This window comes from Ignavibacteriota bacterium (assembly GCA_016707525.1).
Taxonomy (GTDB): Bacteria; Bacteroidota; Ignavibacteria; order UBA10030; family UBA6906; genus JAGDMK01.
This window is the reverse complement of record JADJHP010000004.1, coordinates 42219-60125: the sequence shown is the minus strand read 5'-3', so window position 1 is coordinate 60125 and position 17907 is coordinate 42219. Positions and strand designations below refer to the sequence as shown.

General features: G+C 61.3%; 9 protein-coding genes. All 9 read left to right on the top strand.

Annotation, left to right across the window (positions count from 1 at the left end; genetic code table 11):
• Window positions 1-125 precede the first annotated feature (125 nt).
• The 9 genes from IPI01_08265 to IPI01_08225 all read left to right on the top strand — a co-directional run bounded on the left by IPI01_08265 (window position 126) and on the right by IPI01_08225 (window position 17894).
• Complete coding sequence (locus IPI01_08265) at window positions 126-2531, top strand: alpha-galactosidase (protein ID MBK7257779.1); 2406 nt, start codon at window positions 126-128, stop codon at window positions 2529-2531.
• Between the two features lie 104 nt (window positions 2532-2635).
• A complete protein-coding gene (locus IPI01_08260; GenBank protein ID MBK7257778.1) occupies window positions 2636-5242 on the top strand; it encodes a glycoside hydrolase family 2 protein in 2607 nt (868 codons plus the stop codon).
• Between the two features lie 141 nt (window positions 5243-5383).
• Window positions 5384-8233 carry a TonB-dependent receptor gene (locus IPI01_08255; protein ID MBK7257777.1) on the top strand — a complete coding sequence of 950 codons (2850 nt, stop codon included), beginning with the start codon at window positions 5384-5386 and terminating at the stop codon, window positions 8231-8233.
• Between the two features lie 40 nt (window positions 8234-8273).
• Window positions 8274-9809: a T9SS type A sorting domain-containing protein gene (locus tag IPI01_08250; protein MBK7257776.1), complete on the top strand. Its 1536-nt coding sequence runs from the start codon at window positions 8274-8276 to the stop codon at window positions 9807-9809.
• 84 nt (window positions 9810-9893) lie between these two features.
• Window positions 9894-11681, top strand: a complete 1788-nt coding sequence (gene uidA / locus IPI01_08245; GenBank protein ID MBK7257775.1) for a beta-glucuronidase — start codon at window positions 9894-9896, stop codon at window positions 11679-11681.
• 3 nt (window positions 11682-11684) lie between these two features.
• Window positions 11685-13379 carry a sodium:solute symporter family protein gene (locus tag IPI01_08240; GenBank protein MBK7257774.1) on the top strand — a complete coding sequence of 565 codons (1695 nt, stop codon included), beginning with the start codon at window positions 11685-11687 and terminating at the stop codon, window positions 13377-13379.
• Between the two features lie 28 nt (window positions 13380-13407).
• Entirely contained in the window at window positions 13408-15306 is a 1899-nt protein-coding gene (locus IPI01_08235) for a hypothetical protein (GenBank protein MBK7257773.1), read from the top strand.
• Entirely contained in the window at window positions 15303-16568 is a 1266-nt protein-coding gene (locus IPI01_08230; protein ID MBK7257772.1) for a hypothetical protein, read from the top strand. Before IPI01_08235 ends, IPI01_08230 begins: the two co-directional genes overlap by 4 nt.
• Before the next feature lie 12 nt (window positions 16569-16580).
• Window positions 16581-17894 carry an MFS transporter gene (locus tag IPI01_08225; protein ID MBK7257771.1) on the top strand — a complete coding sequence of 438 codons (1314 nt, stop codon included), beginning with the start codon at window positions 16581-16583 and terminating at the stop codon, window positions 17892-17894.
• Window positions 17895-17907 lie beyond the last annotated feature (13 nt).

The following is a 17907-nucleotide window of genomic DNA, read 5'->3' as shown; positions in this document are numbered from 1 at the left end:
GCTCCGGATCCTGCCGGGTTCTGGCCGCCGCGATCCTCCTCGCTCTGGCCTCAGGGTCCGCCGGTTTCGCCGGTGATGTCCGCGTCACGCATGACGCACACGGCCTGATCATCGGCACGTCCGCGATGACGCGTACACTCACGTTCACACCTGGTGTCCCATCGGCGGTCATCCCTTCGTCGTACCGGGTCACAGGTGGAGACGAGATGTTCGGAACGAACACCCCGTGGTTCTCCATCCGCCTCGGCGCGGCCCTCTGGACGAACCGTGACCCGGTCTGGATGTTTGCGGGTGATAGCTCACGCTCGTTGCGGAACGGTGGGACGGAGACCCGCCTGCGGTTCATCGGTACCGCGGCCGCGCGTGATCTGCAATGGGACGTCACGATCCAGTCATTCCCGCAGTCGACGCTGAGCCGTGAACGTATCCTCTTCCGTGCGCGTGCGGGTGCACGCATCGCGATCGGCGCGGCGCCCGGAGAACCTCTCCTTGTGTTTCCCGCGTATCGCTTCAGGCGCGGGGCCTCCGGCTGCGTGCGCGATCGTGTCGTGTCGCTTGCGGTGTGGGGGAATGAACTGGCGACGCTGGACCCGGAGGCCTCCTTCGATGATCGCTCCCTTGAATCGGGTACCCGGATAGGGAAGAACCTCGCGCAGAACTATATGTATCATCCTGCCGCAACCGCGGCCGTGGCCGGTCCCGGTGATGAGATCGCAGGTGCCGGACCGGTCCTCCTGGTTGACACGCTTGCGGACGGCCGCGGACTGTTCTTCGCCTATGAACATGGTGCACCCGACCGGGATCCAGAACAGGAGTACATTCATATCCGCCGCATCCATCGGGAGGACGAGGTCGAGATTTCGACCGTCTATCGTGCCGGATTGTCCGGGAGCGGTGAGTACCTCGGAGGGGATCGATACCTTGCATCGGTGTGGAACGTCCTGGGCTGCTATGATGCCCGGGATGCCGGCGCCGGGCCTGCGCTGATGCGGGACTTCCTGCAGGACAAGATCACGGAGGCGCATCACTCCCGGACCCCGCACTTCTACTACAACACGTGGGGGATGCAGCGCGATGAGGAGCGGAAAGGGGCCGACGTTCGCAACGTCCTGACGCCCGAACGGGTCCTCCGGGAGATCGAGCTCGCGAAGCGGATGAATGTCGAACTCTTCGTCCTGGACGATGGGTGGCAGGAGAGGTTTGGCGACTGGACCCCCGATCACAAGCGTTATCCCTCCGGATTGACTTGGTATGTTGATGCGCTCAGGTCGCGTGGTATGATCCCCGGCATCTGGATCGCTCCGCTCGCAACCGATCCGGGAACCCCACTCGCCCGCGCCCATCCCGGGTGGCTGATCAGAGACGATCAGGAGAAGCCGATCGTGGGGCGGTGGGACAAGCACATCTTCTGCTTTGCGAGCGGCTACCGGGATGAGTTCATTGCGGCATGCAAGCGCCTGATCGATGGAGGGATCCGTTACTTCAAATGGGATGGGATCGATAAGCATCTTTGCTCGTCCCCCGGGCATGGCCACGGCTCCTTGCGTCAGAGTGCGGATGAGCGCCGGGCGATGCAAGGCTACGCGCTGCCTCTCCTCATTGCAGATGCCATGAGGCAATTGCGTGAGTACTGCCCGGAGGTTGTTGTGGAGATGGATGTGACCGAGCCCGGCCGCAGTGTGGGACTTGCGGTGTTGAGTGAAGGAAAGTATTTCTGGATGAACAACGGCGCCGGCGCGTACGGCGATCACACCACGAGGCGTGGCAAGAGTACCCGCTTCATCCCTTCGCTCTACCATTCCTACATTCCCGCCTCATTGCAGACGTACGCCTGCTACCCGCACCATGACCCGGTGCACGCTGCCCAGCGATACAATGTGAACTCGGCGCTGATCGCCGGTTGGGGATTCTGGGGCAATCTTACGACCCTCACTGCCGGGGACATCGAACGGATAGGGGAGGTTGTGGCGCTCGCGCGACAGACTCTTCCCTCTGTCGCTGCACGGACCCCGGAGGTGTCGGGCGACGTCGGAGGGTCGCCGGAGATCTATGTGATGGTGGATGACCGTTCTGCAACGGGCCAGATCATCGGGTTCAGCGGGACGGCGCTGGAGCATCGTTTTGCGAGGGCAGGTGTGCGGACCGACAGCGTGCTCGCCATTCTCAGGAACGCGTACGAGATCCATGATGATTCGGTCATCATCCCATTCGTATTCCCCATGCCCGAGTCATCACGTGAAGCCTTCCTCGTGCCGAATCACGGTGCCGGGATCACGATCCTCTCATCCACATCCTGGCTGCGCACTGCCCGTCTCGCCGGTCCTGATACCCTTCAATTCACCCCGGGGGCTCCCGGCAGACACGTGATCGGATGGGGAAGCCGGCGTGGGGTTCCTCTGGTCGTTGCGGGTCCGGAGGTAAGAACCCGCATCACGAAGACGCCCGGGGCCGATGGTGCGGGCGAAGTGTATCTTGTCGAGATCGAGAGCACGCAGCCGGGGAGCATGATCGTCGTCACGCGCCGGAAGTGAAGCCCGGCGTGCGACGGAACTGCACATTTCCGGCGCCGGCAGGACTGCCGTCTTCCGTCTGACTGTCCCGGGCAACTCACCATAAAGCTAACACTGGAGTACTCATGTACGCAGCACGCGGGCGACGGCTTTTCCTGACCGTATCGATGATCACTGTGCTGATCGGTGGCCCGGTCAGGTCGCAGACCGACGGCAGCATCTCATTCAAGAATGCGACCATTCTCACCCCCGATGTGCGGGTGAACGCCGGGCTGGCGAGCGGGTCGATCGCGCCAGCGTCGGTGGTCGATGTACGTGTGACCGATGAAGGCCTGGTCGTCAATCCGGTGCTCCGCCCGGGGTGGACCTGGGTTGCGGCGAAAGGGATCACGGTCAACGGCGCACCCCTCTCCTTCGTGTTCGCCGATGGACGGCTCTACTCCGACGTCATGCTGAAGACGTTGCACCGCCGCATGAAGTTCGCGAAGGACGTATCGGAGCACATCGCGGGCAACGGGCTCACCTGGGCATGGTACCGGGAGAACGTGATCGAGAGGGAACTCGTGATCTTCGGGTATCGTCAGGCCGGGGGGTCGGATTCGCTCTCGATCAGCGCGCGGGTCTTCGGTGTTGCGAAGGTGGTGCCTATCCGTTTCGAACGGTCCGGGCTTGGCTTTGCCGGCGTCCTCCGTATGGCGAGTGAATTCCGCCCATGGTTCATAGAGCCTGCCCATGGTTCGCCGCGGAGGACGACCCTCCTGAATGACGGATGGAAGTTCACAAAGGGGGATGTGCAGAACGGTGCAGCCCGGGGGACGTCCACGCGCGGATGGGAGCAGGTGACGATCCCGCATTGCTGGAATGCCACCGATCTGTTCGACGGGCGCAACGTGGACGATGGCTTCGAGGTGAACAACGGTTACTACCGCGGGCCGGGATGGTATCGAAAGGAGTTCACGCTCGAAGAAGCCCTGAAAGGGCAACAGGTGTGGGTCGGGTTCGAGGGCGCTTTCCAGAAGGCCGACGTCTGGCTGAACGGCCACCATCTCGGGACACACAAAGGCGGGTACACCGGGTTCTCCTTTGACGTTACGCCATACCTTGCTCAGGGCGGGATACCGAATCTCCTTGCTGTGCGCGTCGACAACGCGTTCGATCACGACCTCCCGCCGCACACAGCGGATTATGCCATGTACGGTGGGCTCTACCGCGATGTGTTGCTCACGGTCACAGGCCCACTGCGCATCAATGGTGTTCCGGCGCTCGTGCCAACGGCCGGGCCTGACGGGGGGGGGAGGCTGAAGGTGGATGCGTCGGTCAGCAATGCTGGACCGACGGATGAAGCTGTGGAGATCCGATGTGTTGTGGTCAATGGCGGGCACGAGATCGTCACATCGTTCGGCGAGCGGCTGGTGCTTGCCCCGCGGTCAGAGAGCCGCGTCCGGTTGGCCAGCGAAGATATTCGCTCTATAGACCTGTGGTCCCCGGAGCACCCGACCCTCTACACGGTCCACACCCAGGTACTTCGCGATGGACGCGTTCTCGATGATGTGACCGATCGGATCGGCTTCCGGTGGTTCTCGTTCGATCCTGATTCGGGATTCGCGCTCAATGGGCAGCCGCTCCGGCTCAAAGGGGTGAACCGTCACCAGGAGTTTCCCATGCTCGGCATCGCCCTTCCTGATTCGCTCCACGTGCGGGACATGGTGCTTATCAAAGGGCTGGGTGCGAACGTTGTGCGTCTGGCGCACTATCCGCAGGACCCTTCCGTCCTCGCCGCGTGCGACAGCCTCGGGTTGCTTGTGTGGGAGGAGATCCCGATCGTCAACTCGATCGGAGGGCCCTCGTTCGTGACGAACGCGATGACGATGATGCGGGAGATGATCGAGCGTGACCGGAACCGCCCATCGGTCATCCTCTGGGGCCTAGGGAATGAATGCTTGACGGACTATGCCGAGGCGGGAGCCGTGCGTCCGGTGACGGATCTGCTCCGGGCCCTGAATGCGCTGGCGAAGGAGATGGATCCCACGCGACTGACGGCACAGGCACACAACGACCTCCGTGACGACAGTGTGGCGGACATCACGGATGTGATAGGGAGGAACCGGTACTTCGGCTGGTATACGCCGCGGATGGAGGATCTCGCGCCGGCGCTCGACCGCGAGCACCGTGACCATCCGCGCCGTGTGCTGTTCATCAGTGAGTATGGAGCCGAATCGAAGAGGGGGTACCATGTCGGCCGGCCCGCGCTGTTCGACCATAGTGAAGAGTATCAGTTGAAGTACCATGAGCATTACTGGAAGGCGATCAGTTCGCGTCCGTTCGTCAGCGGGTCGACCGTGTGGACCGCTTTTGATTTTGCCTCGCCCTTCAAGATCGGGAACATCCCCCGTGTGAATCAGAAGGGGATCTGGGATGCCTGGAGGAAGCCGAAGGACCTGTATTACTTCTACAAGTCGCAGTGGACGAGCGACCCGATGGTGTATATCGTATCGCACACACGCACCGAGCTCGTCTCGGAGCCCGGGGTACCGGTTGAGCTCACCGTGTATAGCAACTGTGATGAAGTGGAGCTGATCATCAATGGCGCATCGGCCGGGAAACAGAAGAATTCCGGCGTCTTCCGGTGGATGATCCCTCTCCAGGAAGGGGTTAACACCCTTGAGGCTGCTGGGGTAGTAGGAAGTTTTGTCTGTAGGGATCATATGGCGTTGACGGTCCGCCGGAAATAGCATTCTCTGCTTGACAAAGCGTTTCAGATTTAGTAGATTAAGTATACCAAGTATGCCAACATACTTCTCCATGAGGTACTTCTTGGGTATGCAGTACTTGCTCCGGCAATACCCCTGGTTTTCAACATTCTGGAAGCAGTTATGAAGACTCGCTCGCTGCTGTTGGCCGTGTCCGTGCTCACCTGCTGCATGGGCCAGGGGGTCCTTCTCGCTCAGTCCAATTGCGTCCTGTCCGGAAGGATACTGGATGCAACTGACAATTCTGCGCTGGTGGGAGCTCTCGTCATCCTCAAAGGGACGACCATAGGAACGGTGACGGACATCGAAGGGCGGTACACGCTCGCGTCTCTGCCTGCCGGGCGCTCGACGATCTTCTTCCGGTATCTCGGATACGGCTCGGATAGCACTACCGTTGACCTCCGCCCGGGAGTCACGGGCCGCGCCGATGCGTCCCTGGCTCCCGAAGCACTCCAGGGCCAGGAAGTCGTCGTCACAGCGCAGTTGCGAGGGCAGCGTGCTGCCATCAATCAGCAGCTCACCTCCAGCCGGATCGTGAACGTCGTGTCGAAGGACCGGATCCAGGAACTTCCGGACAACAACGCCGCGGAGTCCATTTCGCGGCTTCCCGGCATTTCGATCGAGCGTGATGCGGGGGAAGGGAGCAAGGTCGTGATCCGTGGCCTCGCCCCCGCGTACAACGCGATCACGGTGAATGGTCAGAAGATCCCGGCAACGGATCCGCAGAACCGTTCTGTGGACCTGAGTATGATCTCCTCGGACATCCTTGCGGGGATCGAAGTCGTGAAGGCGCTCACGCCCGATCAGGATGCCGATGCGGTTGGCGGGACGGTGAACTTCGCCCTGAAGAAGGCCGATGAAGGATTCTCTTCCGATGTCCGGGTCCTGGGTGGCTATAACAAGCTGAACAACGACTGGGCAAATTTCCGTGGGAGCGTGACGGTTTCTGACCGCTTCCTCGATACCCGCCTGGGAGTGATCGCGTCGGGCAACTGGCAGAGGGCCAACCGCGGATCGGACAACCTCTCAGCCGACTACGGTGTCGTGGGCACACTTGCTTCCGGCGAACCCGATCTCCGTATCAGCAGTCTCAGCCTTGTCGATAAGGTCGAAACCCGGTACCGCTATGGTGGCAACCTCGTGCTCGACTATCAGATCCCTGACGGCGAGATCCTCTTCAATACCATGTACAGCCGCACCGAACGCGACGAGGTTCGCCGGCGGAAGGGGTATTCCCTGGGCAGTTCGCCGATCGTCCGTTATGTCCTGCGCAGCGGCGACATCAACACCGATCTGTTCACGAACTCCCTGTCTGGCAAGCACCAGATCGACCAGCTCAAAGTCTCGTGGCAGTTCTCGTCACTCATCTCCCGACAGAACACGCCCTTCTCGCACGAATCCGAATTCCGCGAACTCGCGGCATATGTGAACCAGACCGGCATCCGGAGCATCGATGATGCCATCGCGCAGGCACGCAACGATACCGCCAATACCATCTTCTACACGGACACCTACGGAAGCCAGGTGATCCGCGACCGTGACCTGACGGCGCAGATCGACCTCACGCTGCCGTTCACTGCCTGCGACCTGATCACCGGAGAGATCAAGTTCGGGGGAAAGTACCGTGACAAGGAACGATCGCTGGACGGCGACTTCCGTTACATCGAGGGAAAGGACTTTGAGCCGATCATGCAGTCCGACTCCGGCCGGACATGGCGCCCGGGGTCGGTGCTCTACCTTTATCCGAACATCGGCAACTTCAAGGACAACGGGTTCACGATCGACAACTTCCTGGAAGGCAGGTATCTCGTGGGCCCGGCCGGCCCGCTGTCCCGTGAACAGCTCGATGGTTTCAGGGACAGATATCAGTCCCTGTATAAGCCCGACTACGAGACCGACCTGAAGGACTATAACGCCGGCGAACGTATCGCTGCAGGCTACGTGATGACCACCATCAATCTTGGCCCGCGTATCATGTTCCTTCCCGGAGTGCGCTATGAACGCACGTCGACACATTATGTGAGCAAGCACAGCTCCGTGCTGAGCTACGATGAGAACGGGGACGAGATCGCGAGTCCGGGCGTCGATACGATCGGGACCCGTGTGGAGTCGGAATTCCTTCCCATGATCCATCTCCGGTATCGTGCCGCGGACTGGGCCGATGTCCGCCTGGCGTTCACCCGGACGCTCTCGCGTCCGAATTACCTCGACCTCGCCCCGTGGGAACGCGAAACGAGCGATGGCCTGGAACGGGGCGAACCCTTTCTGAACAACACGCGTGTCAGGAACTACGACCTCATCGTGTCCATGTACAGCGACTACGGCCTCCTCACCCTGGCGGGTTTCTACAAGTCCCTCGATGGTATCACCTACATCAGGAAATCCCGCGCTACGTCGATCCTCGGGGCCGGACAGGTGGACTACTACCATCCCGAGAACTCGCCCTATGAGACGAATGTGTACGGGATGGAAGTGGAGGTCCAATCGAATCTGAGTATGTTGCCGGAACCCTTCGACGGACTGCTCGTGAATTTCAACTACTCCCTGATGCGGTCGAAGACCTACTTCCCGTATCAGATCATCCGCACGTTCAAACGGCCGCCGAATCCCCAGACCTTCATCCAGTACGTCGACTCGACACGGGAATCGCGTATGCCGGGCCAGGCCGACCAGCTTGTGAATGCAACGCTCGGCTATGAGAAGAAAGGTCTCTCGGTACGGGTCTCGATGACGTACCAGGGGGATGCGCTCCAATTCGTCGGCGCAACGCCGCAGCAGGACGGTTACTCCAAGTCGTTCCTCCGCTGGGACGTTTCCATGCAGTATAAGTTCATGCCCGGCCTTGCGCTGCTGGCGAACATCAACAACATCAGCAGTCTCCCCGAAGGGTCGTATCTCGGCACCATCGGTTCCCCGATCCGCGAGGAGTACTTTGGCTGGACGATGGATCTTGGCATACGGATCGACCTCTGACCAGTTCACTGTTCCATTTCTTCCCGGAAAGGAAGGCTCAATGAAACATCTGCTCGCCTCTCTGTTCGTGGTGTGCGCCATCGCGCTGCTCGCATCGGACGTGTATGCTCAGGCCGAACGTGTGGTCCCGATCATGTCGGGTGATGGCGTGATCGAAGCCACGCTCGACGCGGACGCAACCAACCGTGCCGCGAACCCCAACACCGTGTACGAGCTTGAACGGAACGGGTACTACACCGTCAAGACCCCCATTGCCAATTCGGGATATCACCTCCGTCTCCGCGCCGCCGCGGGCGCAGGCAAACGTCCGATCATTCGTCCCTTTGCAGGGACCGCGCGGTGTTTCCTGCCGGCGGGCGACGTCACGCTCGAGGAATTGTATATCAATGCCGTTGACGCAGGTGGCACGCTGAAGCAGAACAGCCTCCGGACCGCCGGGGCCAACATCAAGATCACGATCACCGGGTGCCAGTTCGATCGCGACCTCCAGTCCGTTCTGCGCATCGAAAGCGCGAATACCAAGTGGTTCGTCACCCGGTCGGTCCTGTCCAACCTGGGCCTGATGGCCGACAACAACGGCCGTGCCTGGGACGACCGCGGGCAGAACGTGGATTCGGTGGTCATCGAGGACAACGTCATCTACAATCTGACCGGCCGGTTGATGCGCGATGGTGGTGGCATCCTGAACTACTTCCGCTTCAACCATAACACCGTCGTGAACATCTTTGACGATCTTCTCGCGATGGGTGAGGTGAAGACGGCGCACGTGATGAACAACCTCTTCATCAACACCTCCTTCATGGGAGACGATTCCGTCACCACGTGGGGTTCGCAGATCACCTGTCTTCGCCTCCGCGCCGACACGGTCGGCGGAACGCCGCAGGTGGTGCGCGTCCATCACAACAACTTCCTCATGACCCCGGGTATGCTTGCGGGATATACCGGTACCACGGGGCCACGTGGCCCGGTGACTCCGAACGGGATCTTTGACTCCCTCACCGCCTCGTTCATCCGCACCAACGGCGATAGCGCCTCCAATACGCGCTTTGCCGTCACATTGAACGCGGGTCCGCGCGACGAGGTCGGTCCGATGCAGGACTTCTGGAACAATGCCGTACCCATCGGGTCCAAGCGCAATCTGTACGCCGGTCCGGACAGCGGGCGCGGAAGCTGGGATTCGACGCAGGTGCCGTGGGATTTTCGGTACGCATCGTCAAGCCCGCTCTATACCGCGGGCACCGATGGAAAGCCGCTGGGCGCCGTGTTCCTCTACGGCATCACGGTCGATGTGCCACGCCCGGTCGAGGCGCCGCAGAGATTCGTGCTCGCGCAGAATTTCCCGAATCCGTTCAATCCTTCAACCTCCATCGAATATTCGCTGCCCGAGCGCATGGAGGTGTCGGTCCGTGTCTATTCGCTGCTCGGACAGGAAGTCGCCCTCCTGGCACATGGTACGCAGGAAGCAGGGCTGCACCGGGTCGAGTTCAATGCCGCCGGACTTCCCAGTGGCACGTACTTCTGCAGACTCAGTGGCGCGGCGGGAACGCAGATCCGCACGATGGTCCTGATCAAGTGATTGGTGGTTGTGCCACGCGGCGGGGGGGCGGGAGTCGCCCGAACCTCCCCGCGCGTGGGTCTCTTCTATCCAACGAGGTGATGTGTGCTCTACCCGATCATGAATTCCTTCCGCAGCACGATCGACCTCTCGGGGTTCTGGCGTTTCCGCACTGATCCCCGGGACGCCGGCGAACAGGAAGCGTGGTTCAACAGGTGCGAGACCGATCTGGAGATAGCTGTTCCGGGCAGCTGGAACGAGCAGCTCGAAGAGGCCGGACTGCTCCACTATGTCGGCGCGGCGTGGTATTTCAATGAGGTCCACCTGCCACGTGGCTTTTCCTCGCACCATCTCGAACTCCGCGTTGGTTCGGCGGACTACCACGCGACCGTGTGGGTGAATGGCATCCGGCTCGGTGAGAATTGCCTCGGATTCCTTCCGTTTTCATTCCCCCTGACCCATCAGGTCACGGAAGACCAGACCCTGCGGATCGCGATCCGGGTTGACAACAGGTTGAGCAATGAAACGATCCCCCAGGGGATAACGAGCTCGCAGTATGAACAAGAAGGGCGTATGCGGGAAGAGACCTTCCCCCCGGCGCGGTTCGACTTCTCACCGTTCGGCGGTATCCATCGGCCGGTCGTGATCGTCGCCACCCCCCACCAACGGTTGGAACGCATCGCGGTCGGTACCTCGATCGATGGGGACAAGGGGAACGTGGAACTCACGATCGGGACCACGGGTGCCAGGCAGGGGGTGGCCCACATCCGGATCGATGGGAACGGATCGTCGGTGAGTACCTCCACGGCCCTTGTGAACGGGAAGGGGTCTGTCAACCTGGTGCTTGAAGGGTGCCGGTTCTGGTCGCCGGAGGATCCGTTTCTGTACACCGTGACCGTGGCACTGGCTGACGGGGGAGAGGCCGTGGATGAATATACGCTCTCCGCCGGTGTCCGGGAGATCCGTGTCGACGGAAACCGCTTGCTCCTGAATGGCAAACCACTGTATCTTCAAGGGTTCGGCAAACACGAGGATGCATTCGCCGTCGGCAAAGGGCTCCACCTGCCGTTGCTGGTCAAGGACTTCCAGTTGATGAAATGGATAGGTGCCAACTCTTTCCGCACGTCGCACTACCCCTATGCTGAAGAGTGCATGGCGTACGCGGACCGGAAAGGCATCCTGGTGATCGATGAGGTGCCTGCGGTCTCCCTGGATTTCCGGTATGTGAACGGCGCGACCTACGAACATCACCGGGAATATGTTCGCCGGCTGATCGAACGCGACAATAACCATCCGTCTGTGATCATGTGGGCGCTTGGCAATGAACCCAATTTGGTGGGGGAGAACGGCTACGGCGATGGCCGCGGTAAGGCCTATTGGAAGAAGATCTTCACCGTAGCGCGCGAACTCGACCCTTCCCGCCCGATGATCGTCCCCAACTGTCTCCGCGCCGGGATCGACGACCCGGTCCTGGAACTCAGCGACATCGTCTGTATCAACAGGTATTACGGATGGTATGAGTTTCCGGGTCAGCTCGAACGTGCGATGGAGGTCCTCACTGCGGAGCTGGACCAGATCCATGAACGGTACAGGCGGCCGGTGATGATGACGGAATTCGGTGCGGATAGCATCCCCGGACTCCACTCGGTATCGGACCAGATGTTCACGGAAGAGTATCAGGAGAATCTGCTCGGCGCGTACATCGCTGTCCTCCGATCGAAGGACTACACGGTGGGCGAGCATGTATGGAATTTTGCGGACTTCCGCACACCCCAGAACCTCCGGCGGGTGATGCTCAACATGAAGGGGGTGTTCACCAGGACCCGCAGTCCGAAGATGGCGGCACATTCCCTGCGGAAGATCTGGACATCGTCCACCACGAAGAAGGATTGACCCGTGATGTGGGGACTCTCCATTGCCGACCTCGGTATCATCGCCGGGTATGTGATCCTCATCCTCTGGCTGGGGCTCCGTGCCCGTAAGGGGGTCACATCTTCCGGTGACTACTTCCTCGGCAACCGCCGCGCAACGAAGCTGAAGATGATCGCGAACGCCATCGGTGCCGGGACACACACCAACCAGGCCATCCTCGTTGCGGGTGCCACCTATGAGATCGGCCTTGCCGGTGTCTGGTACCAATGGTTCTTCCTGTTCGCGACCCCGTTCTTCTGGATCGTCGCACCCATCTACCGGCGGCTGCGGTATGTGACCCTCGGGGATTTCTTCCAGGAGCGGTATGGGTCAGGGACCGCCATCGCCTATACCATCATGGGCCTGTTGTTCTTCACGCTCAACCTCGGACTGATCATGAAGGGGACGGGAACGGCGATCGAGTCGATCACCGGTGGCCAGATCCCGACCGCAACGATCGTCATCGCGGTCACCATCTTCTTCCTGCTCTATTCCCTGATGGGTGGATTGGTCTCGGCCCTCTCCGTGAATCTTCTTCAGGGTGTGTTCGTCGTGATCCTGTCGTTCCTGATCATCCCGTTCGCGCTCCAGGCGGGAGGCGGCATGACCGCGATCAAGGCATCGCTTCCCGAGCACATGTTCTCGTTCGTTGCACCCACCGAAGTGACATTCATCTTCATCGTCATGGTGGTTCTCAACGGACTCGTCGGCGTCGTGGTTGAACCCCACCATATGGCCATCGGTGGTGCGGGCAAGACGGAGATGAACTGCCGTACCGGATGGACCTATGGGAATTTCGTGAAGCGCTTCGCGACGCTCGGTTGGGCCTTCATCGGAGTCTTCGCAGCATCGCTGTTCCCCGGCCTTGCAGGTGCCGACAGGGAGCAGGCGTTTGGGCTCGCCGTTGCCCGGTTGCTGCCATCCGGATTGATCGGACTCATGATCGCCGCGATGGTGGCGATGGTCCTCGGCGCATGCCACAACTTCATGGTCGGCGGGTCGGCGCTCTTCACGCGCAATCTGTACCGGCGGTTCGTGCCTTTCCGCTCCGACCGTCATGAGCTCCTGATCGGCCGGATCGCCGCCCTGGTCATCGTGGTCGGGGGCGTGACCATCGCGCTCACGCTGTCGAGCGTGCTCCAGGGCATCAAATTCCTCTGGCAGATCACGGCGTTCTTCGGGATCGCCTTCTGGGCCGGTGTCGTCTGGAAACGCGCGAACAGGTACGGGGTCATGGCAAGCGTCCTCCTCGCACTCGCCGCGGCGGTGGTGACCGGGCCATGGGTGCTCAACTGGCCCTATCACCTCCAGATTGCCACGTATTTGCCCGTCGGCTTCGTCGCGATGATCCTCGTGAGTGTACTGACGCCTCCGGAGCCGGCGGAGAAACTCCGCGCCTTCTATGCACTTCTCCATACACCCGTGGGCGAGGAGCAGCAGCTCAAGGACAAAGGCATCCCGATACTCCTCGAAGGCGAGGGGATCGCTGCCACGACATCAGAGAGCGGGTCGGGATCTCTGGAGGACCGCGGGCACAGTCTGCTCGTCGTCGACCTCCTGTCCCTGCCATCGTTGTTCTCACTCCGCCGGTACCGCGTGGATGTCGGCGGGTTCGCACTTGCGATCGTGTTCGTGGCCTGCATCATTGGCATCGGCCTCTGGGCCGCTCAGCTTGGTTGACATCACCGTATCGTAACGGGAACTGTTCATGAAGAACTCGATCTTCTGCCTCCTCCTTCTGCTCGTTGTTCTCAGCCCCGCGCTCCCGGCTGAACCACCAACGATGCGCGATGCGTGTCTCAGCACGATGATGGACCTCACCGGGGCGCTGCGGTCCCTCCAGGTGCGGGATGCCGCGGATCCGGCGTTCGGGGCCATCCGTTGTCCGTCCTGCGGGATCTACCACACACGTGGCGCCGAAGCCGTCTATCCATTCGCCGTTGCATTCCACACGACGGGCGATACCGCGTATGCCTCGGCCGCGATCAATGTTGCCGAGTGGCTATTCCAATGGCAGAAACCAGGTGGTGAGTGGGACGAGACACCCTGGACGTGGACGGGCACGACCGCTGACCAGTTGCTGATGCTCGGACAGGCGTATCCGATCCTGAAGCCGCGGCTCTCCGCCGTTCAGCAGGCCCGATGGGAACTGGTGATGAAGCGCGCCGCGGATTTCCTTGTGCGGATGATGGATCCGGGGTTCGCCAGCATCAATTACTGTCCGACATCCGCGGCCGCACTCATGGTGATCCATGGCCTGGTTCCCGATCCCGCGTACGTCCGCAAGGCCTACCGGCTCGCACATCAGGTGCTTGCGAAAATGGATGAGGATGGATTCATCCAGGGCGAAGCCGCGCGCGCGCACGGCGTGAAGTATGGCGTCGACCTCGGGTACGAGATGGATATGTCGCTCTGGGGTCTCGGGCTCTATGCCCGGCTGAACAAGGATGGTGTGGTGGAACAGGCCGTGCTCCGGTCCCTTGCGAAGAACCTTCCGTTCATCTATCCCAACGGCGCCATCGACGGGTCGTGGGGTGCCCGCTGCTACAAATGGACGACGTACGGCAGCAAGACCGCCGATGGCGTTCAGGTGCTTCTGTCGATGTATGGTGACCGCGACGCACGCTACCTCACCGCGGCCATGCGGAACCTTTCCTACCTCCGGACAATGATCTCGGATGGCATGATGGGGAATGGACCTCACTTCTGGCAATACTTTCGCACGCAGGTCTGCATCTATCCTACCTTCGCGCGCGCCAAGACACTTGCGATGGCCGCCATGATCGGCTTCCAGGGGCGCACGCCGTTGCCAGCGCTCCCGTCGGATCGTGGGAACTGGCTCCGGTACTATCCGACAGTGGATGTTGCCGTCGCGCGCTCACGGCATTTCATGATGACGGTATCGGGCTATGGCTATCGGGATCCGTCGCGGACCAACGACGGTCAGTACAACCAGCACCCGACCGGCGGCTCCGTGTGCAACCTCTGGGCCGAAGGTGCGGGCTTCCTTACGACATCGAGCCAGACACGGTACGTTCGGGGGGAGACCATCCATATGCCGGTGGCGAAAGATACCGCGATCTGCCTCACACCGCGGATCGAGTACCGTGATTCGCTCGGGTACTTCACGAATCTATATGAGTTCGAGGGGCGCCTGACGGCGCGAAGCACGCGGGATACCACGGCGGTGGTCACCACGACCGGGGAACTGAAGGATGAACTCTGGGCTCCCGGTGGGGTCGCGTTCTCGCTCACGAATGCTCTCTACGACAACGGGATCGTGAAGACCATCCGCCTCACATTCCACGACCGTACACCCACCGTGCGGATCGTCGAACCCATTGTCACGGATGACCGGACGCGCGTGACATTCGACGGGCCGCGCCGCGTGACCGTCCACACCCCCGCGCGTACGTTCGCGATCGATCTCCTCGACGGGGCCACGTCGTTCGCACCCGATCCGGTGTTCCCCTACTACTCCTATCCATTCCCGGCGATGCGCACGACGCCGGTCGTCATGGTCGTCGCTCCTCCGGACAACGGCGCGGTCGCCGTCATCCGCTACAGGATCTCGATCGCGGGGTCCACTTCGGGAGGGCTCAGATGAAGCGTCTCCGTTCGTCTGCCCGGGTGATGCATGTGCTTGCCTTCCTGTGCGGAGTGGCTGTCGCGCCTCCATCGGCTCGTGCCGGTGAGGACTCCCTCCGTGTGGAGATCATCACCGCCGTGCAGAGCTGTGCGACCCACGCGGCGACCGTTCTGCTCGATGACCGGGGGGAATCACGGTGTGAATACAACCTCCTCGAGGGACGGTGGCAGTCCTACGAACCCGCATGGCACACCGGACAGATCATCTACGGTCTGCTGGAGGCCTACGACCTCACGAACGATCCGACGTTTCTTGTGGCTGCCCGGAAGGCCGGCGCGTGGTGGATCTCGCTGCAGGTCAAGGACCATCCCACGTTGTCGGGCATGCTCAGGGCGATCCACGGTGCGGGGGTTGACTATATCATCTTTGCGACGGTATCCGATGGCACACCCGGCCTGTTCGAGCTCTCCCGCGTCACCGGCGACCGGCGCGCTCCATCCGTCGCACCCGACGCCGGGCGGTGGATGCTGAAGCATCTGTATCACCCGGGGGAACGGATCTTCTATGACGCCGTCGACCCCGTGACGGGAGAGGTGCAGAAACTCCGCAGTCCCTTCTGGAAAGAGAAGAGCGCACAGGTTCTCTCTGATGTCGCGCGCCCGAACAATGAGGGGTCACTGTTCCTGGATATGTTCCGGTTCACGGGGGATTCGACGTACCGGAGGGTCTTCGTCGACCTCTGCGAGAGTCTTGTAGAGAAGCAGGGGCCGGAAGGCCTCTGGATGGACTTCACGCCGAACAATAAGGCCACCGGGAGTTTTCATCCGCGGTTCAATCTCTGGTATGCGGAGTCGCTGATCAATGGATATGAAGAGACGGGGCGCCGGGAATTCCTCGACGCCGCCGTGCGGACCCTGCGGTACTACACACGGTACCAGCGGAAGGACGGCACGATCTTCTACGATAACAACGTGAACGGGACCAGCATCGAGAGTTCTCCTTCGGGATCCACCGTGGCCTTCGCGGGTCTGCTCTGGCTCCGCCTTCTGCAGCACGGGGTTGGTGAGGAATTCACACCGAACATCGAACGGTCCTTCCGGTGGATCATGCGGTCCCGCTTCTCCGTGCACCATCCCGATCCGAACCTCGCCGGCGGCGTATACAACCTTCGTGCGCGCGGCAAAAAGGACGGCATGTCCGTGGTGCAACGCGACCTGGGCACCTCCTTCGGACTGCGTTTCCTGGCAGCATACTACCGTCACATGTATCCCCACCAGTAGATCGGAAGCCCCGTGACCACAGCAGCTCAGCTTGCATCGCCACGCCGTCCCATTCGCGGCCTCCGATGGTGGATCGGTGGCATCCTCTTCGCTTCGACCGTCGTCAATTATATCGATCGGCAGACACTGTCCGCCCTGGCACCATTCCTCAAGCGTGACTATCACTGGACGAATGAGGATTACGCGATGATCGTGATCGCGTTCCGCGTGGCGTATGCCATCGGACAGACGGCCCTTGGCCGGCTGATGGACCGGCTCGGCACGAGGCTCGGGTTGACGATCACCGTTGCCTGGTATTCCGTTGTGGCCATGGCCACGTCCCTTGCGGGTGGGCTGCGGAGCTTCGCGTTCTTCCGCTTCCTCCTCGGTTTCGGGGAATCCGCGAACTGGCCGGCGGCGACCAAGGCCGTGGCAGAGTGGTTCCCCCGGAAAGAACGCGGATGGGCGGTGGCGCTCTTTGACAGCGGCTCATCCATCGGCGCCGCGATCGCGCCGGCACTTGTCCTGTGGCTCTATACCAGTTTCGGGGACTGGCGTCCGGCATTCATCATGACCGGCATGCTCGGGTTCTTCTGGATCCTGCTCTGGCGGAAATTCTATCACCCCCCCGAATCGCATCCGCGCATCAGCGATGAAGAGCGCCGCATGATCCTGGCCGACCGTGAGGAGCCAGGTGCGGGCAACGATGGACCACAGGAACGTCCGGGGATCCTCCACCTCCTTCGCATGCGGCAGACCTGGGGAGTGATCATCGCGCGCGCGTTCACCGATCCGGTCTGGTTCTTCATTGCTGATTGGTTCATGATCTACCTCGTCTCCAAGGGTTTCGATCCGGGGGCCACCCTCATCGCGTTCTGGATCCCGTTCGTAGCGGCGGACCTCGGCAACTTCGCGGGTGGTGGGTTCTCGAGCTGGCTCATCCGCCGCGGCTGGCCCGTCGGCCGGGCACGCAAAGCCGTCGTTCTGTTCGGGGCGGTCGGCATGACCATGCTCATTCCGACGATCGCCATGTCGGGCCTCTTTGCCATCGCCGGCCTTTTCGCGGTTTCGACATTCGCGTATGCGGCCTACAGCACCATGGCCCTGGTGTTGCCTTCAGACCTGTATGCAAGTTCATCCGTTGCCACCGTCAGTGGTTTGAGCGGCACCGCAGCAGGTATCCTCACCATCCTGTCGACCTTCATCGTGGGGTGGGTGTCCGACAGGTACTCGTTCGAACCTATCCTGATCGCCGCGAGTATCATCCCGGCGGTCGGCGCTGTCCTCACGTTCATTCTGGTCCGCAACACTCCATCGAGTGGCACGGGCGTACTCAAGAAGATCTAGGGAAGGGGGTTGA

Coding starts and splice junctions, on each gene's coding strand:
- IPI01_08265 (MBK7257779.1), top strand. CDS start 126: ATGACGCGTACACTCACGTTCACACCTGGTGTCCCATCGGCGGTCATC.
- IPI01_08260 (MBK7257778.1), top strand. CDS start 2,636: ATGTACGCAGCACGCGGGCGACGGCTTTTCCTGACCGTATCGATGATC.
- IPI01_08255 (MBK7257777.1), top strand. CDS start 5,384: ATGAAGACTCGCTCGCTGCTGTTGGCCGTGTCCGTGCTCACCTGCTGC.
- IPI01_08250 (MBK7257776.1), top strand. CDS start 8,274: ATGAAACATCTGCTCGCCTCTCTGTTCGTGGTGTGCGCCATCGCGCTG.
- IPI01_08235 (MBK7257773.1), top strand. CDS start 13,408: ATGAAGAACTCGATCTTCTGCCTCCTCCTTCTGCTCGTTGTTCTCAGC.
- IPI01_08230 (MBK7257772.1), top strand. CDS start 15,303: ATGAAGCGTCTCCGTTCGTCTGCCCGGGTGATGCATGTGCTTGCCTTC.